19 protein-coding genes are annotated in these 19,789 nt (G+C 67.9%); 6 read left to right on the forward strand and 13 right to left on the reverse strand.

From position 1 onward, the window contains the following. Positions 1 to 217: 217 nt before the first annotated feature. The 13 genes from egtE to ACWDUN_RS11665 all read right to left on the reverse strand — a co-directional run bounded on the left by egtE (position 218) and on the right by ACWDUN_RS11665 (position 13,443). Entirely contained in the window at positions 218 to 1,300 is a 1,083-nt protein-coding gene (gene egtE / locus ACWDUN_RS11605) for an ergothioneine biosynthesis PLP-dependent enzyme EgtE (RefSeq protein ID WP_449928589.1), read from the reverse strand. Further along, positions 1,297 to 2,247, reverse strand: coding sequence for an L-histidine N(alpha)-methyltransferase (egtD, locus tag ACWDUN_RS11610; protein WP_449928591.1), 951 nt, complete (start codon positions 2,245 to 2,247; stop codon positions 1,297 to 1,299). Before egtD ends, egtE begins: the two co-directional genes overlap by 4 nt. Continuing rightward, entirely contained in the window at positions 2,247 to 2,933 is a 687-nt protein-coding gene (gene egtC / locus ACWDUN_RS11615) for an ergothioneine biosynthesis protein EgtC (protein ID WP_449928593.1), read from the reverse strand. Before egtC ends, egtD begins: the two co-directional genes overlap by 1 nt. Next, positions 2,933 to 4,213, reverse strand: coding sequence for an ergothioneine biosynthesis protein EgtB (gene egtB, locus ACWDUN_RS11620; RefSeq protein ID WP_449928595.1), 1,281 nt, complete (start codon positions 4,211 to 4,213; stop codon positions 2,933 to 2,935). The genes egtC and egtB overlap by 1 nt, the downstream gene beginning before the upstream one ends. After that, the gene (gene egtA / locus ACWDUN_RS11625; protein ID WP_449928597.1) at positions 4,210 to 5,460 is read right to left on the reverse strand and encodes an ergothioneine biosynthesis glutamate--cysteine ligase EgtA; all 1,251 of its coding nucleotides are present in this window, start codon (positions 5,458 to 5,460) and stop codon (positions 4,210 to 4,212) included. Before egtA ends, egtB begins: the two co-directional genes overlap by 4 nt. 83 nt (positions 5,461 to 5,543) lie before the next feature. Continuing rightward, positions 5,544 to 6,188, reverse strand: a complete 645-nt coding sequence (locus tag ACWDUN_RS11630; protein ID WP_449928599.1) for a sensor domain-containing protein — start codon at positions 6,186 to 6,188, stop codon at positions 5,544 to 5,546. 21 nt (positions 6,189 to 6,209) lie between these two features. Beyond that, the gene (locus ACWDUN_RS11635) at positions 6,210 to 6,689 is read right to left on the reverse strand and encodes a hypothetical protein (RefSeq protein ID WP_449928601.1); all 480 of its coding nucleotides are present in this window, start codon (positions 6,687 to 6,689) and stop codon (positions 6,210 to 6,212) included. A gap of 107 nt (positions 6,690 to 6,796) precedes the next feature. After that, positions 6,797 to 7,183, reverse strand: a complete 387-nt coding sequence (locus ACWDUN_RS11640) for a hypothetical protein (protein ID WP_449928603.1) — start codon at positions 7,181 to 7,183, stop codon at positions 6,797 to 6,799. Between the two features lie 52 nt (positions 7,184 to 7,235). Then, positions 7,236 to 9,470: a maltose alpha-D-glucosyltransferase gene (treS, locus tag ACWDUN_RS11645; protein ID WP_449928605.1), complete on the reverse strand. Its 2,235-nt coding sequence runs from the start codon at positions 9,468 to 9,470 to the stop codon at positions 7,236 to 7,238. 116 nt (positions 9,471 to 9,586) lie between these two features. After that, positions 9,587 to 10,012, reverse strand: a complete 426-nt coding sequence (locus ACWDUN_RS11650; protein ID WP_449928607.1) for a RidA family protein — start codon at positions 10,010 to 10,012, stop codon at positions 9,587 to 9,589. A gap of 23 nt (positions 10,013 to 10,035) precedes the next feature. Next, positions 10,036 to 11,091 (reverse strand): DUF4185 domain-containing protein, encoded by a 1,056-nt coding sequence (locus tag ACWDUN_RS11655; protein ID WP_449928836.1) that lies wholly within the window; start codon positions 11,089 to 11,091, stop codon positions 10,036 to 10,038. A gap of 49 nt (positions 11,092 to 11,140) precedes the next feature. Then, positions 11,141 to 12,178 carry an aspartate-semialdehyde dehydrogenase gene (locus tag ACWDUN_RS11660; RefSeq protein ID WP_449928609.1) on the reverse strand — a complete coding sequence of 346 codons (1,038 nt, stop codon included), beginning with the start codon at positions 12,176 to 12,178 and terminating at the stop codon, positions 11,141 to 11,143. Beyond that, positions 12,178 to 13,443: an aspartate kinase gene (locus ACWDUN_RS11665; RefSeq protein WP_449928611.1), complete on the reverse strand. Its 1,266-nt coding sequence runs from the start codon at positions 13,441 to 13,443 to the stop codon at positions 12,178 to 12,180. Before ACWDUN_RS11665 ends, ACWDUN_RS11660 begins: the two co-directional genes overlap by 1 nt. A gap of 269 nt (positions 13,444 to 13,712) precedes the next feature. Here ACWDUN_RS11665 and glnT point away from each other — a divergent pair, with 269 nt between their 5' ends. From glnT to ACWDUN_RS11695, 6 genes are read left to right on the forward strand one after another with little or no spacing between them, the layout of a single operon-like run. Beyond that, positions 13,713 to 15,026 (forward strand): type III glutamate--ammonia ligase, encoded by a 1,314-nt coding sequence (gene glnT, locus ACWDUN_RS11670; protein ID WP_449928613.1) that lies wholly within the window; start codon positions 13,713 to 13,715, stop codon positions 15,024 to 15,026. A gap of 19 nt (positions 15,027 to 15,045) precedes the next feature. Further along, positions 15,046 to 15,915 carry a glutamine amidotransferase gene (locus tag ACWDUN_RS11675; RefSeq protein WP_449928615.1) on the forward strand — a complete coding sequence of 290 codons (870 nt, stop codon included), beginning with the start codon at positions 15,046 to 15,048 and terminating at the stop codon, positions 15,913 to 15,915. Then, a complete protein-coding gene (locus ACWDUN_RS11680; protein WP_449928617.1) occupies positions 15,903 to 16,586 on the forward strand; it encodes a protein glxC in 684 nt (227 codons plus the stop codon). Before ACWDUN_RS11675 ends, ACWDUN_RS11680 begins: the two co-directional genes overlap by 13 nt. After that, positions 16,586 to 17,899, forward strand: coding sequence for an FMN-binding glutamate synthase family protein (locus ACWDUN_RS11685; RefSeq protein WP_449928619.1), 1,314 nt, complete (start codon positions 16,586 to 16,588; stop codon positions 17,897 to 17,899). Before ACWDUN_RS11680 ends, ACWDUN_RS11685 begins: the two co-directional genes overlap by 1 nt. Next, positions 17,896 to 19,089, forward strand: coding sequence for an NAD(P)/FAD-dependent oxidoreductase (locus tag ACWDUN_RS11690; RefSeq protein WP_449928621.1), 1,194 nt, complete (start codon positions 17,896 to 17,898; stop codon positions 19,087 to 19,089). Before ACWDUN_RS11685 ends, ACWDUN_RS11690 begins: the two co-directional genes overlap by 4 nt. 18 nt (positions 19,090 to 19,107) lie before the next feature. Then, on the forward strand, positions 19,108 to 19,755 hold the full coding sequence (locus tag ACWDUN_RS11695; RefSeq protein ID WP_449928623.1) for a helix-turn-helix domain-containing protein: 648 nt from the start codon (positions 19,108 to 19,110) through the stop codon (positions 19,753 to 19,755). The last annotated feature ends 34 nt before the right edge of the window (positions 19,756 to 19,789 follow it).

Genomic DNA, 19,789 nt, shown 5'->3' on the forward strand with positions numbered 1-19,789 from the left:
ACGCCTCCTCGCGGTATCGGACGGGTGGGAACACCCCGTGGACACCACCGTGGCCCGGCGTGGCCCGCGTCACAATGACTTCGCGGCACTACCCGCCGTCCGGATCGCAGAAACCGTCCGATCGGGTAGGGGCCGATCTCGGCCAAACCCGCGCAGCCGGGGTTCGCAGGGCCGCGACGATCCCCAGGACGCGTGGTTCGGCGGGCGCGTGCCCCGGCTACGAACCGACCGCCGCGAGCACCTTCGCGAACTGCTGCAACTCCTCGGCGGTGACATCGACATGCGGGGACACCCGCAGTACCGCGGTGTCCATCTCGTTGGGGGCGCGCACCACCTCGCACGCCGTGGTGACGATCCCGTACTCGGCGATCAGCGCGGCCCGCACGGCACTCGGTTGCGCACCGTCGAGTGGCCGCAGCGTCGTCAACGCCGTCGGCTCCTCGACGGGTTCCACCACGGCCCACCCGGGCACCTCGGCCAGCACCGTGCGGGTCAGCCGACCGACCTCGGCCAGACGCTGCCGCACCTGCGCCGGCCCGGCGGCCAAATGCTCGCCGAGTGCCAGCGAAAACCCGAGCCGCGCCGCGATATTGGCCTCGTGCAGCTCCAGCGGGGCCCAGCGCGGCACCAGCTGCCCGAACAACTCCGGCCGCACCGCCAGCGCGCCCACGCCGCGCGGACCGGCCAGCCATTTACGTGATGACGTGTACAGGACGTCGGGGCCCACGGCGCAATCGAGATGACCGAAACCCTGGGCGGCGTCCACGGCCAGCGGCAGACCGAGACCACGGCAGACCGCCATCAGCTCGGTCAGCGGCTGCGCGACACCGCGGTGGCTGCCCAGCACCGTCAGGTGCACCAGCGCCGGCGGATCGGCGCGCAGCACCTCGGCGGCCTCGTCGACCAGCAGCCGTCCCAGCTCATCGCTCGGCAGGAGGCGCACCTGAAAGCTGTTGGCGGCCATGATGGTCAGGTTGGGGCCGTACTCACCGTTGAGGCAGGCGACCGTGCGCCGGCCGGGCCAGCAGCTCAGCAGTGTATCGAGGGCGGCGTTGGAGCCGGTGGTGAAGACGACCTCGGCGTCGGGCATCCCGGCCAGCAGCCGGATCGCCGCCCGACCGGCCGCCAGCGCCGGTTCGGCGGCCTCGGCCGCGACATAGCCACCGACCTCGGCCTCATGGCGGGCGTGCGTGGCCGCGGCTTCGATCACATCGTTGCTCTGTCGCGAGCAGGCCGCGCTGTCGAGGTGCAGGCCGGCCACCGGCACCCGGGCGTCGCGCCACTGCTGTCCGAGGCTCACTTCACCGCCAGCGACAGGCCGAAGTCGCCCGCCGGATCGGTCCACCAATGGGTGCGACGCAGACCGGCGGCCGCCAGCTCGGCGGCCACTCCTTCGGGTCGGAACTTCGAGGACACCTCGGTCAGCATCTCCTCACCGGCGTCGAAGTCCACCGTCATATCCAGATCCCGCACGTGTACCTGTTGTGCCAGCGACGATCTGAGCCACATCTCGATGCGCTCCTGCTCGCTGTTCCACTTCGCCACGTGCGCAAAGGTGTCCAGGTCGAAATCGGCGCCGAGTTCGCGGTTCACCACCGCCAGCACATTGCGGTTGAACGCCGCCGTCACCCCGGCGCTGTCGTCGTAGGCGCGGACCAGGCGGTCGACGTCCTTGACCAGATCGGTCCCGAGCAGCAGCGAATCACCGGACTGCATCGTGTCGGCGACCGCGGCGAGAAAGGCCGCGCGCGGACCCGGTGTCAGGTTGCCGATGGTCGATCCGAGGAACACCACCATCCGGCGCCCGACCTTGGGGAGCAACGCGAGGTCGGCCTCGAAATCCCCGCAGACGGTGTCGATGTCGATGCCGGGATATTCGCCACGCAGCGCGGTGGCCGCATCGCTGAGCACGCTGGGATCCACATCGAAGGGGATGAAACGGCGCAGCACGCCGGCGTCGCGCAGCGCGTCCAGCAGCAACCGGGTCTTCTCGGAGGTGCCGCTGCCCAGTTCCACCAGGGTGTCCGCGCCGGAGGCCGCCACGATCTCAGCGGCGTGCGCGCGCAGGATCTTGGCCTCGGTACGGGTCGGGTAGTACTCCGGCAGTCTGGTGATCTGGTCGAACAGATCACTACCGGTCTGGTCGTAGAACCATTTGGGCGGCAGCGATTTCGGCTTCTGGCGCAGCCCCTCGGAGACGTCGCGGCGCAGCGACTCGGCCAGGTCGGCGGCGGATTGGGTGGGCATCACGATCCTTCCAGTGCGGTGAGCGTGAGTCCCGCGTCCGACACCTCGATGAGGTGTCGGTCGGGGATGTCACGCCAGGTCGGGTCATCGTCGTAGGGTTCGCTGGCCAGCACCACGCCATCGGCGCGCTCCAGCGCGAACAGGGTGTCACCCCAGGTGGTGGCAAGCAGCCGGGATCCGTTGCCCGCCAGTATGTTCAGCCGCGCTCCGGGATCGAGCGCACCGACCTCGCGGATGGTGTCGCCCAGCGCGTCGAGCCCGCGGTCGAAGATGTGCGCCGCCAGGACCGCGCTGTCGACGGTCGACTCCGCGACACGCGTGGTGGGCAGCACCGTGCGGTCCACCACACCGTTGTGCGACAACAACCACGTGCCATCGGAGAAAGGCGCCGATGCCGACGGCTCGATGGGCATCCCGATGGTCGCCGAGCGGACCGCGGCGATGATGCAGTCGCTGCGCAACGCTGGAGCCACCGATGCGAACGACGCATCACCCCACAGCGGTTTGTCGCTGCGCCAGCGCCGCGGGCCCCGATCGAAGAACCCGGCACCCCAGCCGTCGGCGTTCATGGTGCCGTGTTTCTGGCGGCGCGGCGCATACGACTGCACCAGAAGCCCGTTCGGCGGATCGAGCATCAGCGCTGACACCGACACCGGCGCACCCAGCCAGCCCAGATGGCGGCACATCAGGCGTCCCAGGCCAACCGGACGCCGGCGAAGATCTGCCTGCGGACCGGATGGTCCCAGTTGCGGAAGCTGGGCCGCAGGATATCGGCGCCGACGGCCCAGGACCCGCCGCGCAGCACCCGGTAATCCCCTGAGGTCTGGTCCTCGAAGAACGGGACGGAGTAGCGGTCGTAGATCATCGGGGTGAATCCGGGCCAGGGTCGCAGCGCCGAGCTGGTCCACTCCCACACGTCGCCGAGCATCTGCTCCACCCCGTAGGCCGAGGCGCCCGCCGGATAGGCACCCACGGGCGCCGGCCGCAACGCGTCACCACCCAGGTTCACCAGGTCGGGGCTCGGCGGTGCCGATCCCCAGGGGTACCGACGCCGCGCACCGACGGCCGGATCCCACGCACAGGCCTTCTCCCATTCGATCTCGGTGGGCAGCCGCGCACCCGACCACGCCGCGAACGCCTCGGCTTCGAAGTAGGTGATGTGCTGCACGGGTTCGTCGGCCGGAATGTCCTCACGGTGACCGAATCGGGTTCGACTGCCGTCGGGATGCCAGAACTGGGGTGCCGTCAATCCGGCGGCGTCGCGGTGCGCCCACCCGGGGTCGGACCACCAACGCGCCGTCCGGTAGCCGCCGTCGTCGATGAACTCGCGCCACTGGGCATTGGTGACCGGAACCCGTCCGATCCGGAAGGCAGGCACGTCGACGGTGTGCGCCGGACGTTCGTTGTCGAGCGAATACGGCTCCGCGGATGCGTCGACGCCGAGGGTGAACGGTCCGGCGGGGACCAGGACCGAGGTTCCGGCCACATCGGCCCGGCCGGGCGGCAGCGCCGTCCCGGTGCTCATGATCGGTGGGCCGGATCGCAGGTTCAGCGCCTGCAGCATCGTCTCGTCGTGCTGGTTCTCATGGGAGATGACCAGCCCGAAGCGGAACAGGTCAGCGGTGCCGCGCTCCAACGCATCCAGGGTGCGGTTGCGCACCTCGCGGCAGTACGCCCGGGCATCGGTGGGCGGCAGCAGCGGCAGGTCGACACGGCTGGCCCGGGAATGCTCGAAAGCGTCGTAGAGCCGCTCGACCGACGGTGCCAGCATGCCGGGGACCTGCGGATCACCGTTGCGCAGCAACCACAGTTCCTCCTGCTGGCCGATATGGGCCAGGTCCCACACCAGTGGGCTCATCAGCGGGTCGTACTGGCGCAGCAGTTCGGCGTCGTCGAAATCCACCAGCGCCAGCGTGCGGTCGCGGGCCCGGGTGAGTTCTGCGGCCAACAGCTCCGGTGAGGTCACGAATCGCCTTCCGCCAGGTGGGTGATGGCCGCCGGGATGCCGTGGGTGACGACCAAGTCGGAGAAGTCGTCGGCCGGGCAGCGGCCCGATTCCACGTTGCGCAGCAGCCGGGTCATCGGCTCCGCCAACTCCGCTGGTGCGTGCTCGGCGGCGGCGGCCACACAGCGCAGCGCCGCGTTACGCAGGCGCGCGTCGCCGAGCCCGATACGCGCGGCCAGATCCCACGCGGTGGCCACCGGCTTGGTTGCGGTGTACGCGATTTCGGCGGCGTCGGGATTGTCGAGCAGGGTGGCCAGGGTGAAGGCCACCGCGGGCCACATGGCATCGGGGACGCTGTCCAGATACCGGATCTCCAGCCATCGGCGCGGCCGCACCGGCGGGAAGAGCGTGGTCAGGTGGTAATCGAGATCGGCTCGCGTGGGCGGGCGGCCATCGATCGCGACACGCCCGTCGGCCCAGTCCGCGTAGGAGACGAATTCGGTCATCGGCACGGCATCGGGTGTGTTCACCAGCATCACCGGTGCGCGCAGCGCGTAGTGCGCCCAGTCGGCGGCCGGGTCATCCCCACGGTCGCCGAGCACCGGCCCGCAACGGGCGGAGTCCAGTTGGCCCCAGACCCGCTGCCGACTGCTGCGCCACCCGGTGAACTGTCCTTGCAGCAGAGGAGAATTCGCCGACAGGGCAATCATGGTGGGCCCGAGCGCATGCGCCAGTCTGATCCGATCGGCCCACCCCGCGCGCGGGCCGGCTTCGATGTTGAGCTGCACCGACGCGGTGGAGGTCATCATGGCCGCACCGGCGGTGGCGGTGCCGGTGGCCGCGAAGAACTGCTCCATGGCCTGGTAACGCCCGCCGGGATTGACCCGCTCGGCGGGGCGCAGCGGGTCGGCACCCAGCAGCACCAAGCCCAGGCTGTGATCGGCGAAGTGGCGGCGCAGTACCGCCCGGTCGGCGGTCATGCCCGCGATCGCGGCGGCAACCCCCGATACCGGCGGCCCGGACAGTTCGACGGCTCCGCCGGGTTCGACCGTGATCGCGCTGCCACCCGGCAGCGTGGGCACACCCGCGATGACATCGCTGAGTTCGTCCCAACCGGGACGTCGCATCGGATCGGTCATGTCGAAGCAGTGCGCCTCGACCTCCAGCCCGACCGTGCCGATCGGGCCGTCGCGCAGGCAGTCGGCAGCGATCGCTGCAGCCGCTTGCCCGGATGGGCAGTCCACATCCCATGTGGCGGCGGTCGTCATGCGAGGCACCCCTCCCCGGCTAGGACCTTCTGCTTGTCAATCTGCCAGATGGGTCTGACATATTCCCGGGGGTTTTTCGGCCGTCATTGCCCGAGGGTGTTCTGCATGGCGCCGGCCAGCACGTTGACTGCGGGGCCGCCGTTGCCGGGCTGGCAGACTTTGGCCTGCAGCAGAACGTTTTCCCGCAATCTGGTCTGGGTGAAGCACCGCCGGTCAGTACCCGCCTCCTGCTTCACCCAAACCGCGTCGGTGGCCGTCGCCTCGCCGCCGGAGAACGTCCACACCTGGGTCACGAAGTTCTCCAGGTGCATCGCGGTGGTCTGCCCCTCGCAGCCGACGGTGCGGTCGGTGACGCGGTGATAGGCGCGCGCGGCCGCATCGGTGGTGGCGAACACGCCGACGGCCTGCTTGACCAGATGCCTGGCGTCGGTCGCCGAGGTCTGTGCCACGGCGCCGTTGAACGACGCCAGGTCGGGGTCGGCATAGACGTCGGGCAGGCCGATATCGGCCCAGTTGTTGCACACCGGGTTGTCGACGTGGAACGCCTGCCCCGGTGCGCTGAATTCGGCTTCCCAGGTCAGCGGGGCGCCGACGATATTGCTGACCGACCCTTTGGGCAGTACCGCGTAGGCGACGACGCCCGGGTCGGACGGCAGGGCGCGGACCGGCGGCGCCGCGGCGACGCTCAGGATCAGCCCTACCCCGCAAGCTACGGCTTTCAGGCGCATGGCATCGATCATGCCAGCGGATCAGAACAACGTCTGGGTGCAGTACGTGCGGGCCGGTTCCGGGTACGGCCAGGCGTAGGCGCCGTCCTGGGCCGGACAGGCGGACTGGTCACGCACATCGAGACGCTGCGTGATCTGCACCAGCACACCGTGTCCGCGCTCGCGGCAGTCGGCCTTTTCGACCAGGCCGATCGGCATCTCCATCAGATAGCACTGGTTGGCGACCAGATTGGGCACCAGGCACAGCCGCGTCGTCGACGGGTCGGCGTACTCGCTGGGCAGATGCTGGTACTCGGTGGTCGGGCAGTCCCCGTCCGCGTCGGTGGTGGCACCGACGGTATAGCTGGGATCGGCGCTGCAGGACACCTCACGGGCGCGTGCCGGGTCCGGCGAGGGCGCCTCGCCGGACTCGATCTGCACGCAGTCACCGACGGCGAAGACCGCGGCCGCCGCGATATCGGGCTCGGCACCGGCGCAACCGCTGAGCGCCGCCCCTACCACGGAAACTCCGAGGAGCGCGGCAAGGCGCGGAGTTCGGCGTGTCATGGTTAGCGACCATCTCACGACTGAGCCGCAAGTGCCAAGAGTTACGGATGTTTCTCAGTTTTTCAGGGCCGCGGCAGGGTGGTCGGGCCCGGCAGATCGCCGGCATCGGGCCCCTGGGCCGGTCCCGCACCGAAACCGGGCGCCCCCGGCCCCTGCCCCGGGAAGAACATCCGCGGCGGTGCCATCGGCGGCCCGCCGCGGTGGAACATCACCGACTCGTGGCGCGGTCCCCCGTGGTGGCGATCGCCGCCGTCGGCGCTCTTGCCGAGAACGAAACCGGAGAAGAAGATCACGGCGACCACGAACACCGTTCCGGCCACGATGCCCACCCACGCGGCGATCTGCGTCAGTCGGCCGGTCCGCGCGGGGCGCACCGGAGGTGGTGGCGCAGTGACCACGGGAGTCGTAGGGGTGGTGGGGTTGTCGGCGTTCTCGGCGCTGTCTGTCATGAAAATATGATGCCGAGATCAGCCAATGCGCCCGCTGGCTAGAGCATATGAATCAGCTGTGAAGCGGCGCCTCGACCCGCAGGCACATCCCGTGATGCGCCGTCATCTCCACCGGGAAGCTGTGCAGATCGTCGACGTGGGCGATCTCCTTGCCGCTGAACATATCCGTGACGACCGCCTGCGGGGGCAGGAACTCCGAGCGGACCGTGCCGGCGATATCGGCATTGGCGAAGTTGAGCACCGTCAACTGCAGCTGCGCGGGGTCGGCCAACCGGTGGACCATCACCAACATGGCGCGGTGCGAGACCTCGGGGATGTCGATCTGGGTGCTGGTCGCGATGCCGAAGTGGGTTCGCACCGCCAGGATCGCCTGCAGCTGGCGCAGGAAACTGGTCTCGTCGCAAAGTTGCTCGGGGATCGAACCGTAAAGGCTCTTGCCCCTGGGCATTCCGGCCGGCGAATGGGTGGCGTCGGGGTTGACGCCCATCAGGTCGTGCGCGGCGCGGTGGATCCAGCGGGTGTCACCGCCGCGCAGCAGTTCGCCGACCTCGTCCGAGGGCAGGGTCAGCATGCCGCAGATGTCCCAGCCCGACAGTGCGAAAACGCCGGGTTGCAGGGCGTTGAACATGGCCATCAACAGGTGGGCGCGGCGGATGCGGTCGATGTCACCGATCTGGTCCAGATCGGTGATGCCCAGGGTGGCCGCGATGACGGTGGCTGTCGTGCAGGCGATGCCGTTGGTGGTGAACACCAGGTTGTAGGGCGCATCCGGTCCGGTGAGCACCCGGGTCAGGTCCTCGCGCACACTCTGGCCCAGATGCTCGCCGGTGATCTCCTCGCCCTTATAGGTGTAGACGTCGTCTCGGTGCCCGGCCGACCAGTGGACCAGTTCGTAGGTCAGCTCGTCATGGTTCTGCAGCGCATGCACCAGCGATGCGGGGTCGACCTCGGTTTCCAGCGTGGTGCGCAGCGTCAACCGCAGGAACTCGGTGTCGGCGGTGGCCAGCGCGTGGTGATAGGCGGGCCGATTGATGAAATCGTAGGACAGATCCGGCCCGGCGACGCTGTTGTCGCGGATGTCGTCGATGGTCAGGTTCAGTTCCTGGAAGGTGAAGCCACCGAGCTTGCGGACCATGCTGCCGATGAACTGGTTGGCGGCCAGCGACAGCGGATGCCCCTCCGACCAGCCCACGTCGTCCTCGGCGGACTTCTCGGCGCCCAGGAACCCGTTGGCGTCCAGGCGCAACCCGCCGGTCCCGAGATCCGACAGCGAGTGCAGGGCGTCGCCGATCACCAGACGCATACCGGCGAAACTGGGGTCCAGCCAGTTGATCGAGGGCTGACCGTCCTTGAAGTAGTGCAGATACACCCAACGCCGCTCGACACCGTCGACCCCGACGATGGGGCGGGTGACGCTCCAGTTGGTCTCCTTGATGCCCTCGGCGTAGAAGATGACGCGCTGCAGGCGGCCGATGATGTAACCGGCCTTGTCCAACCAGTCCTCGGTGTGGGCATCGATGTTCACCGAGTCCGCTCCGTCGGGCACCTGGGGCAGGTGTTCCCAGTCGCGGGGATCGATCTCGACCATGTGATAGATCCCCGGATAGTCGGCGTACTTCATCTCCGCCAGCCGGAAATCGGCCCCTTTGCCGGTGTGGCCCGGCACGATGTCGTCGATGATGGTGCCGCCGTACCAGTTGGCGGTGCCGCACATCTGGCGGAAATCGTCCTCGGAACCGAATGCCGGATCGATCTGGGTGCTGATGCGGTCGAAGTGGCCGTCGACGCTCGGGGTGAGCTGCCAGCCGGAGATTCCGCCGGCACGCTTCACCGGTCCGGTGTGGACGGCCTGGATGCCGATCTCTGCAAACGCCTTCCACATGTCCTCATCGGCCATCGCCTTGAGGAAGGACTCGTCGCGGCGGGTGATCAACGACAGCGGATAGGCGGTGAACCACACCGATGCCGTCTCCACGGCCGTGCGCGGGTTGGGTGTGGCGAAGGGGTTCTGCCACATCGAACCCTGGCCGGAGAACTGTTGGCTGATCTCGTTGGCGTCGGCGAGCATGGACTGCGATAGCAGCCACGAGACATAGGCCGGGTTGGCTCCCGTCGGGGATCCGTCCTGGGCCAGCGACCGCCGCACGAATGGGGTGCGGACCCGGGGCCGGAAGCGCAGCGTCCGGGGCCGGGCGGGGTGCAGATGCTCATCGAAGGTGATTTCGGCAGGCTCGTGGGCCTGCCCCTCCACGGCAGAATCTGATGGATCGGCCGCCTGCGATGACATCTGTCTCCTCCCGCGCGTGGACAAGCCTGCGTTCCAGTATTGCCATTCTTACCGGTAGCTGAAACGTCCCGCAGAGCACTGATTCGAAGGGCTTGTCCGTCAACGGTATCCGTCCGCTATCGGACGGCGACGGCGGTCAACTCGAGCAGTTGTCGTGGGTGGATCAGACCGGCGACGGTGACCCAGGTGCTGGTCGGCGGGCTGTCGCCGACCCATTCGCGCAAGATCGACGCGTTGGCATTGAGCGCATCCATGTCGGTGGTGTAGATCGTCCACGCCACCAGCCGGGAGCGGCTCACACCGGCCGCCGCCAGCGAGCGATCGAGTACGTCGAGGATGAAGGACAGCTGTTCGGCGAACGTCGCGCCGACCAGTTCCATGTCCTGGGCGCCGCCCCGCAGCGGAGCGATGCCCGAGACGTAGACGGTGTCGCGCACCACCGCGGTCTGCACGATGCCCAGATCCTCGAATACCTGCCGGTCGAGGTAGCCGATATCGGGGATGGTGCGCTCGATGGACCCGGAATTCTGTTCTGTCGTCACAGCCTTGTTCCCTTTTGTCGTCGTCACCGCTTGCGGGGGTTCACCGCGTACTGGATGACCCGGTACGGGGTGCCGCCGCGGGGCGTGGTGTTCCATTGACTGACGAACACGCGCAGTTCGTCGAGGGTGGATGCCGGTGAGATGTAGCCACCGTAGGGCTGGGCGAGCCGGTTGTCGTTCGGTGCGGGTAGCTGCTCGGGACGGTCGGGCCACGGGGCGGCGACCACGACGGTGGTCACCGGGGCCGAACCGAGCTGCGTGGGGTCTGCGGCCACCCGCACCTCCATGTTGCCGGTGCTGGCGTTGAAGTACGACAGCACCGCCTTGCCGTCGATCTGGCGGATACTCATCTCCCCCACCCGGTCGGGCCACAGTGGGGTCGGCGGGTGCCCCCAACCATCATCGGCCGACCAGCCTTGCCATCCGGCACGGTCCGTGAAGTGCTGTGGCGCAACACGATACAACGTCACGGGTGCGCTGCGGTCGAAGTTGTCGGCCACGATGTAGACCCAGCCACGTTCGGAGTCCGGCGTGGGGACGGGATCGTAATACCCGCTGATCTGAGACTGCCCGCCGCCGGCATGGTCGGCGGGACGTTCTGAATCGGCGATCGTCGGCCAGTTTCCTTGAGCGGCATCGGCTTTCACAAGTCGTGATGACGCCGGGCACAACTGCTCGGTGGTGGTGACCAGCAGGTAGTTCTGCCGGTTGATCGACACCACCCCGGCGGGAAGCTGCGAGGCGCCCGGCGGCGTCGGGTCGGCCAGCAGCGGTGCGTCGACACCGGTGACTCCGGTGACGCGCAGCTCATCGGTGATGGAGTCGGGATCGACGTGCAGCGCCACCGGCGAGTACCAACCGCCGAAGCCGACACCCTGACCGGCGAAGCTGTCACCGCACACCTGCAGCAGCCGACTCGGAAACTCCATGAACTCGCACAGATCGGTGGCGCCGATACCGTAATCGCCAGTGGCGGTTCCGGTTCCGGCGACCGGGCCGAGCATCAAAACCTGGCCGGGTTGCAGCACCAGGTCGGCATACGCGGGCGCGGCGATCACCAACGCCGAGATCGACGAAATGGCGCACGCCACTCGCACTTTCGCACCCAAACGTACGTTTCGGCGCAAACTAGCGTTGAGCCAGCAGTTCGGCGATCTGAATGGTGTTCAGCGCGGCACCCTTGCGCAGGTTGTCACCGGACACGAACAGCGCCAGACCGCGCCCCTCGGGCACGCCGGGGTCCTGCCGGATCCGGCCGACCAAGGAATCGTCGGCGCCCGCGGCGGCCAGTGGCGTCGGCACGTCAACCAGCGCGACGCCCGGCGCCGAGGCCAGCAGCTCTCGCGCCCGCTCGACCGAAAGCGCCTCGGCGAATTCGGCATTGATCGACAACGAGTGCCCGGTGAACACCGGCACGCGCACGCAGGTACCGCTCACGGCCAGCTCCTGGATGCCCAGGATCTTGCGGCTCTCGTTGCGCAGCTTCTGGTCCTCGTCGGTTTCACCGGAGCCGTCGTCGACCAACGACCCGGCCAGCGGAACGACGTTGAAGGCAATGGGGGCAACGTATTTCACCGGCGCGGGGAAGTCGACGGCAGCACCGTCGTGCACCAGGCCCTCGACACCGTCGATGACGGCGCGGGCCTGGGTGGCGAGCTCCTCGACACCGGCCAGACCGGTGCCGGAGACCGCCTGGTAGCTCGACACGATCAGCCGGGTCAGACCGGCCTCATCGTGCAGCGGCTTGAGCACCGGCATCGCGGCCATGGTGGTGCAGTTCGGGTTGGCGATGATGCCCTTCTTCAGCTGGACGCCGCGCACGTCCCGGTCGAAGTTCACCTCGCTGACGACCAGCGGAACCTCGGGGTCCTTGCGCCAGGCCGAGGAGTTGTCGACGACGATCGCGCCGGCGGCGGCGAATCGCGGCGCCTGCACCCGCGACATCGTCGCGCCGGCCGAGAACAGCGCGATGTCCAGACCAGACGGGTCGGCGGTCTCGCTGTTCTCGACCTCGATCTCCTCGCCGCGGAAGGTCAGCTTCTTGCCCTCCGAGCGCGCCGAGGCGAAGAACCGCACCGAACTGGCCGGAAAGTTGCGCTCTTCGAGCAGCTTGCGCATCACCTGGCCGACCTGACCGGTCGCGCCCACCACACCGATCGCGACCATCAGATGCCACTTCCCGCGTACACGATGGCTTCCTCGTCGCCACCGAGCCCGAAGGCCTCGTGCAGCGCGGCGACCGCCTTGTCCAGGTCGGTATCGCGGACCAGCACCGAGATCCGGATCTCGGAGGTGGAGATCAGTTCGATGTTGATACCGGCCTCGGCCAGCGTCTCGCAGAAGGTGGCGGTGACGCCCGGGTGGCTGCGCATACCCGCGCCGACCAGGGACACCTTGCCGATGTGGTCGTCGTAGAGCACCTGGGTGAAGCCGATCTCACTCTGCAGCGAAGTCAGCTTCTGCACGGCGGACGGGCCGTTCTCCCGCGAGCAGGTGAAGGTGATGTCGGTCTTGCCGTCCTCGATCTTGCTGATGTTCTGCAGCACCATGTCGATGTTGACATCGGCGTCGGCGACCGCGCGGAACACCTTGGCGGCGTAGCCGGGCACATCGGGCAGGCCGACGACGGTGACCTTGGCCTCGCTGCGGTCGTGGGCGACTCCGGTCAGGATGGCGTCTTCCATGGGGATGTCCTCGATCGATCCGTTGACGATGGTTCCGGGCTTATCCGAGTACGACGAGCGGACGTGTATCGGAACGTTGTAGCGCCGCGCGTATTCCACGCACCGCAGCATCAGGACCTTGGCCCCGCAGGCGGCCATCTCGAGCATCTCCTCGAAGGAGACGTGATCCAGGTGGCGGGCGTTGGGCACGATGCGCGGGTCGGCGGTGAAGATGCCGTCGACATCGGTGTAGATCTCGCAGACGTCGGCGTTCAGCGCCGCGGCCAGCGCCACGGCGGTGGTGTCCGAGCCGCCGCGGCCCATGGTGGTGACGTCCTTGCTGTCCTGGCTGACGCCCTGGAAGCCGGCCACCAACACGATCAGTCCCTCGTCGAGCGCCTCGCGCAACCGGGTGGGCGTGACGTCGATGATCTTGGCGTTGCCGTGCGTGCCGGTGGTGACGATGCCGGCCTGCGAGCCGGTGAAGGACCGGGCCTGCGCACCCATCGACTCGATGGCCATCGCGACCAGCGCGTTGGAGATCCGCTCACCGGCGGTCAGCAGCATGTCCATCTCCCGCGCCGGCGGGGCCGGGGAGACCTGACGCGCCAGATCCAGCAGGTTGTCGGTGGTGTCCCCCATCGCCGAACAGACCACGACGACGTCGTTTCCGGCCTTCTTGGTCTCCACGATTCGCTCGGCGACGCGTCGGATCCGATCGGCGTCCGCCACCGATGATCCGCCGTATTTCTGCACGACGAGCGCCACTGTCTACCTCTCAACCAGCCGGGGATGTCCTGACAAGGATAAGGGGTCGACGCATCTGTTTATCCCCCACCGTCGGCGCACGGCCCGCTGTCGGCGCAGGTCTGGCGGGACCCGAGGACGTTTACCGTGCCGAAACGCGGTGATGCTGCCCTCGTAACAGCGGCGGGGGTTACTGGTTGTGGCCACTCGGTCACCGAGCCTTCTGGGCTCACATGAGTTTCACACTGTGATACTTTGATTCATGACAAGAGACGAAAGTTCCGGTACCCATGACCTCCGAACTCGCCACCCTCGCCGAGCAGTCCGGCACCCGATTCATCCTCGCGCTGTTCGTCGACCTGCGCGGAAAGCCCTGCGCGAAGCTGGTTCCCGTCGAGGCGGTGGAGCAACTGGCCATTGAGGGCGTGGGCTTTGCCGGCTACGCGGTCGGCGCCATGGGGCAGGAGCCCAAGGACCCCGACCTCATCGCCGTGCCGGACCCGGCATCGTTCACGCCCATCCCGTTCATCAAGGACGGCCTGGCGCTGGTGCACTGCGACCCGCACGTGAACGGCAAACCGTGGCCCTACGCGCCCCGCGTCATTCTCAAGACCCTGATCCAGCAGACCGCCGACGCCGGCTTCGAACCGTGGGTGGGCGCAGAGGTCGAGTATTTCCTGCTGCGACGCACCGCCGAGGGCGCACTGGTCACCGCCGACGCCGACGACACCGCCGCACAGCCCTGTTACGACGCGCGCGGGGTCACCCGGATGTATGAACACCTGACCGACATCTCCACGGCGATGAACAGCCTGGGCTGGTCCAACTACGCCAACGACCACGAGGACGGCAACGGCCAGTTCGAGCAGAACTTCGCCTTCGCCGAGGCACTGGTGACCGCCGACCGGGTGATCACGCTGCGCTACCTGCTGTCGATGATCGCCGCCGAACGCGACATGATCGCCACGTTCATGCCCAAGCCGTTCGGCGATCGCACCGGTAGCGGCCTGCACTTTCACCTGTCACTGACCAGCGGCGGCACCCCGGTGTTCCCGTCAGGATCCGACGACCCCGATAAGCGCGGCCTGGGTTTGTCGGCGACCGCCTACGGATTCATCGCAGGCATCCTCGACCACGCCTGCGCGCTGCAATCGGTGATCGCCCCGACCGTCAACTCCTACAAGCGAACCGGGGCCACGACAACCACCTCCGGCGCCTCATGGGCACCGCGCAAACCCAGCTACGGCGGCAATGACCGCACCCATTACATCCGGGTGCCCGACGACCAGCGTGTCGAACTGCGCGGGGGCGACGGATCGGCCAACCCCTACCTGGCGATCGCGGCGGCACTCGGAGCCGGTTTGGACGGCATCAAACGCAGCCTCGATCCGGGCACCGTCGGCGCCCAGGGACCCTCACATCTGCCGCCGACGCTGCTGCATGCGGTCGACGAACTGGAATCCGACCCGGTGGTCGCCGGCGTGCTCGACGCCGCCGGCGACGGTGTGTCGGCCTACTTCGCCGGGCTCAAACGCGAGGAGTTCTTCACCTACCACGGCACCGTCACGCCGTGGGAGATCGATTCATACCTGACGGCATTCTGAGAAGGGCAGGAAACAACGTATGTGCGGGATCGTGGGGTTGCACCTGCGCACTCCGGAGCTCCACCCCCGGCTGGGGGAACTGCTTTCGGAGATGCTCGGGGAGATGGCGGACCGGGGCGCGGACTCGGCCGGGGTCGCGGTGTACGGAGATCCGGTCTGGTCACCACCGGGACGCGGTTGCGTCTCGGTGACCGATTTGGGCACCGCCCCTGACCTCGGCGCCGATGTCGATGTGGTCCGGGTGGATTCGAGCTACCTGCTGTCGGCCGACATGTCGTCCGAGGAGTTGCTGGCACGCGTGCGGCGGATGTACCCGCACGCGCTGGTGTCCGGGTTCGGAGCCGATCTGGCGGTACTCAAGGGTGTCGGACATCCTCGCGCGTTGACCGATGCGTGGGGGCTGTCCGGGGCGCAGGGTTGGCAGGGTGTCGGGCACACCCGGATGGCCACCGAATCCGCCGTGACGCCCTCGGGCTGTCATCCCTACACTGTCGGTCCACAACAGTGCCTGGTGCACAACGGATCCTTCGCCAATCACGCCACCATCCGGCGCGAGCTACGCCGGGCGGGTGTCGTCTTCGACAGTGAGAACGACACCGAGGTCGGCGCCCGGTTCGTCGCCGCGCAACTGGCCGCCGGACGCGATGTCGAGACCGCACTGAAGGAGCTCTGCGCGACCTTCGACGGTTTCTACACCCTGTTGGTGTCCAACCACGATTCGTTCGCGGTGGTGCGCGACGCGATCGCCTGCAAACCCGCGGTGATCGCCGAGACCCCGGAGTGGGTGGCCATGGCCAGCGAGTACCGCGCACTCTCCGGCCTGCCCGGCGTCGAGAAGGCCAAGATCTGGGAACCCGAGCCCGAGGTGGTGTACGCATGGACAAGGTGACCGAATTCGACCTGCGGACAACGTTATTGCGTGACGTCAACTCCGCCCTGCACCAGAAGGGCGTCAGCGGTGGGTACGTCATCGACCATCCCGCGGGCGCCCACAACGTCGCCGTCGGACTGGACGCGCCGGTGCACGTCACCGTCAACGGTCACGTCGGCTACTACGCCGCCGGCATGAACCAGCAGGCGCAGGTGCTCATCAACGGTAATGCCGGCACCGGTGTGGCGGAGAACATGATGAGCGGGCTGGTACGGGTGACCGGCAACGCCTCGCAGTCCGCCGGCGCGACCGCGCACGGCGGGTTGCTGGTCATCGAGGGTGACGCGGCAGCACGCTGCGGTATCTCGATGAAGGGCGTCGACATCGTGGTCGGGGGCAGCATCGGCCACATGAGCGCGTTCATGGCCCAGGCCGGACGCCTGGTGGTGCGCGGAGATGCCGGTGAGGCACTCGGTGACTCGATCTATGAGGCCCGCATCTACGTGCGCGGGGCCGTCGCCTCGCTGGGAGCGGACTGCGTGAAAAAGGACATGCGGCCCGAACATCATGCCGAGCTGGCCGAATTGCTCTCTGCGGCCGGCTATTCCGATGAAACCTCCGAGTACACCCGCTACGGGTCCGCCCGTAGCCTCTACCACTTCCACGTCGACAATGCGAGTGCCTACTGATGCGTGAATCCGCCACCTTCGATCGCAACACGATCGCCGACATCCAACGTGCCGCCGAGACCGGCATCTACGACATCCGCGGCTGGGGCGCCAAGCGCCGACTCCCCCATTTCGACGATCTGCTCTTCCTGGGCGCGTCGATGTCGCGCTACCCGCTGGAAGGCTACCGCGAACGCTGCGGCACCGACATCGTGCTGGGCGGCCGGCACGCCAAACACCCACTGCATTTGGATATCCCGGTCACCATCGCCGGGATGAGTTTCGGGGCACTGTCCGGCCCGGCCAAGGAGGCACTCGGCCGCGGTGCCAGCGAGGCCGGCACCTCCACCACCACCGGTGACGGCGGTATGACACCGGAGGAACGGGGGCAGAGCAAGCATCTGGTGTACCAGTACCTGCCGTCGCGCTACGGTATGAACCCCGACGATCTGCGCAAGGCCGATGCCATCGAGATCGTGCTGGGCCAGGGCGCCAAACCCGGCGGCGGTGGAATGCTGCTGGGACAGAAAATCTCCCCGCGGGTGGCCGGGATGCGCACCCTGCCCGAAGGGATCGACCAGCGCAGCGCCTGCCGGCATCCGGACTGGACCGGCCCGGATGATCTGACCATCAAGATCAACGAACTGCGCGAGATCACCGACTGGGAAAAGCCCATCTACGTCAAGGTCGGTGCCACCCGCACCTACTACGACGTGAAACTGGCCGTGCACGCCGGAGCCGATGTGGTCGTGGTCGACGGGATGCAGGGCGGCACCGCCGCCACCCAGGACGTCTTCATCGAACACGTCGGGGTCCCGACCCTGGCCGCGATCCCCCAGGCCGTGCAGGCGCTGCAGGAGTTGGACGTTCACCGATCAGGGGTGCAGCTCATCGTCAGCGGCGGCATCCGCTCCGGCGCCGACGTCGCCAAAGCCCTGGCCCTGGGCGCCGACGCCGTCGCGATCGGCACCGCCGCACTGATCGCGCTGGGCGACAACCACCCCCGCTACGAGGATGAATACCGCAAGCTGGGCAGTGCCGCCGGGTTCTACGACGACTTCCAGGACGGCCGCGACCCCGCCGGCATCACCACCCAGGATCCCGAACTGGCCGCGCGCTTCGACCCCATCGAGGGTGGCCGGCGGCTGGCCAACTACCTGCGCGTGCTCACCATGGAGGCTCAGACCATCGCCCGCGCGTGCGGCAAGGCGCACGTCACCCACCTGGAACCCGAGGACCTGGTGGCCATCACCATCGAGGCCGCCGCCATGGCGCGGGTGCCGCTGGCAGGTACTGAGTGGATTCCAGGCCGGGGCCCGGGGATGGGCATATGAGCACCGCAGACGTCGTCATCGTCGGCGGCGGACTGGAAGGCACGGCGGCGGCGTGGGCGCTGAGTCAGCGCGGTGTCACCGATGTCTTTGTCGCCGAACGCAGCACCGTCGGCTCCGGCATGACCGGGAAATCCAGTGGCATCGTGCGCTGTCACTATGGTGTCAGCTCGCTGGCCGCGATGGCGACCTCCAGCTTGGACGTCTTCGAGAAGCCGCAACAGTTCCTCGGTGACCACGCCACCGACATCGGGTTCCGGCAGACCGGCTATGTCGTCGGCGTCGGCGAACCCAATGTGGAGGCGCTGCGTTCGAGTCTGGCCGCCCAGCGCGCCGTCGGCGTGCAGACCGAGGAGATCGGGGTCGACGAGGTCGCCGAGATGTGGCCGAGCGCCGATCTGAGCGACTTCGCCGCGTTCGGCTGGGAGGCTCGCGGTGGTTATGGTGACGCCTATCAGACCGCGCAGGCGTTCGCGGTGTCGGCACGTGCGGCCGGCGTGCGAATCAAGCAGGGCGCCAACGTGACCGACCTGCTGATCGACGGGGACAGGGTCACCGGCATCCGACTGACCGACGGTACCGAGGTCTCGGCGGGCACCGTCGTGGTCGCCACCGGCGCCTGGACTCGGCCTTTCCTGGCCCGCCACGGTGTGGACGTACCGATCCGGGTGGTCCGCGAGCAGATCGTCACCATCTGTCCCGGCCTGGAACTCGGTCCGGTGCCGGTGTTCTCGGATCTGGTGTCGCTGCAGTACGTGCGCCCCGAGTTGGGCGGGGAGATCCTGTTCGGCAACAGCGATCTCGCGCAGTGTGAGGACGCCGATCCCGACGACTACCTCAACCGGGCCACCGACGGGTTCATCGATCTGACCGTGGACAAGGTGGGCAGCCGGTTCCCCGGCCTGACCGACGCGGCGATCACCGGCAGCTACGCAGGTTGCTATGACGTCACCCCGGACTGGAACCCGGTGATATCGACCGGAGGTCTCGACGGACTGATCGTGGCGGCCGGGTTCAGCGGCCACGGCTTCAAAATCGCACCTGCGGTCGGGCGGCTGGTGGCCGACCTGATCACCGAGGGTCGCAGCAGCGACCCGCGCATTCCGGAGACCGACTTTGCACTGTCCCGGTTCGCCGATGGCAGACTGCTCAAGAGCCCGTATCCGTACGTCGGTGCCGGGGAGATGCGCTAGACCACGAGGGGGCCCGCCGTGAGTGACGTTCCGCTGCTGCGCAACCAGTCCGGAACGGCTCGCGAGCGGGATCCGCACGAGCCGGTCGAGGAGTTGGAGTTCGAGGCGGCGATCGGGCGCAACGTACGCCAGTTGCGTCAGCAGCACGGCCTCACCGTGGCCGAGATGGCGGCGCGGGTCGGCATCTCCAAGGCGATGATGTCCAAGATCGAGAACGCCCAGACCTCCTGCAGTCTGTCGACGCTGGCGCTGCTGGCCCGCGGCCTGGATGTGCCGGTGACCAGTCTGTTCCGCGGAGCAGACGTCGAACGGCCCGCGGCCTTCGTCAAGGCCGGTACCGGGGCGGAGATCGTGCGCAACGGCACCAAACAGGGGCACGAGTACCAGCTGCTCAGCTCGCTGCGCGGCGAGCACAAGCGGCTGGAGTGCCTGCACGTGACGCTCACCGAGAAGAGCCAGACCTACCCGCTGTTCCAACATCCGGGCACCGAGTTCATCTACATGCTCGAAGGGGTGATGGACTACAGCCACAGCCGGTCGGTGTACACGCTGCACCCCGGGGACTCGCTGCAGATCGACGGCGAGGGGGCGCACGGACCGGTGGACCTGGTGGAGCTGCCGATCCGGTTCCTGTCGGTCATCGCGTTCCCGGATTCACAGGTGTAGCGGGCCTTCCAGCGGCTTATCGGTCGATGGACCA

This window comes from Mycobacterium sp. NPDC003323, assembly GCF_053589535.1.

Excerpts from the sequence above, each read along its gene's own strand:
- ACWDUN_RS11630 (WP_449928599.1), bottom strand. The coding sequence starts at position 6,188 with ATGCGCCTGAAAGCCGTAGCTTGCGGGGTAGGGCTGATCCTGAGCGTC.
- ACWDUN_RS11640 (WP_449928603.1), bottom strand. The coding sequence starts at position 7,183 with ATGACAGACAGCGCCGAGAACGCCGACAACCCCACCACCCCTACGACT.
- ACWDUN_RS11690 (WP_449928621.1), top strand. The coding sequence starts at position 17,896 with ATGAGCACCGCAGACGTCGTCATCGTCGGCGGCGGACTGGAAGGCACG.
- ACWDUN_RS11675 (WP_449928615.1), top strand. The coding sequence starts at position 15,046 with ATGTGCGGGATCGTGGGGTTGCACCTGCGCACTCCGGAGCTCCACCCC.
- egtA (WP_449928597.1), bottom strand. The coding sequence starts at position 5,460 with ATGACGACCGCCGCCACATGGGATGTGGACTGCCCATCCGGGCAAGCG.
- ACWDUN_RS11680 (WP_449928617.1), top strand. The coding sequence starts at position 15,903 with ATGGACAAGGTGACCGAATTCGACCTGCGGACAACGTTATTGCGTGAC.
- treS (WP_449928605.1), bottom strand. The coding sequence starts at position 9,470 with ATGTCATCGCAGGCGGCCGATCCATCAGATTCTGCCGTGGAGGGGCAG.
- ACWDUN_RS11660 (WP_449928609.1), bottom strand. The coding sequence starts at position 12,178 with ATGGTCGCGATCGGTGTGGTGGGCGCGACCGGTCAGGTCGGCCAGGTG.
- egtD (WP_449928591.1), bottom strand. The coding sequence starts at position 2,247 with ATGCCCACCCAATCCGCCGCCGACCTGGCCGAGTCGCTGCGCCGCGAC.
- egtC (WP_449928593.1), bottom strand. The coding sequence starts at position 2,933 with ATGTGCCGCCATCTGGGCTGGCTGGGTGCGCCGGTGTCGGTGTCAGCG.
- glnT (WP_449928613.1), top strand. The coding sequence starts at position 13,713 with ATGACCTCCGAACTCGCCACCCTCGCCGAGCAGTCCGGCACCCGATTC.
- ACWDUN_RS11685 (WP_449928619.1), top strand. The coding sequence starts at position 16,586 with ATGCGTGAATCCGCCACCTTCGATCGCAACACGATCGCCGACATCCAA.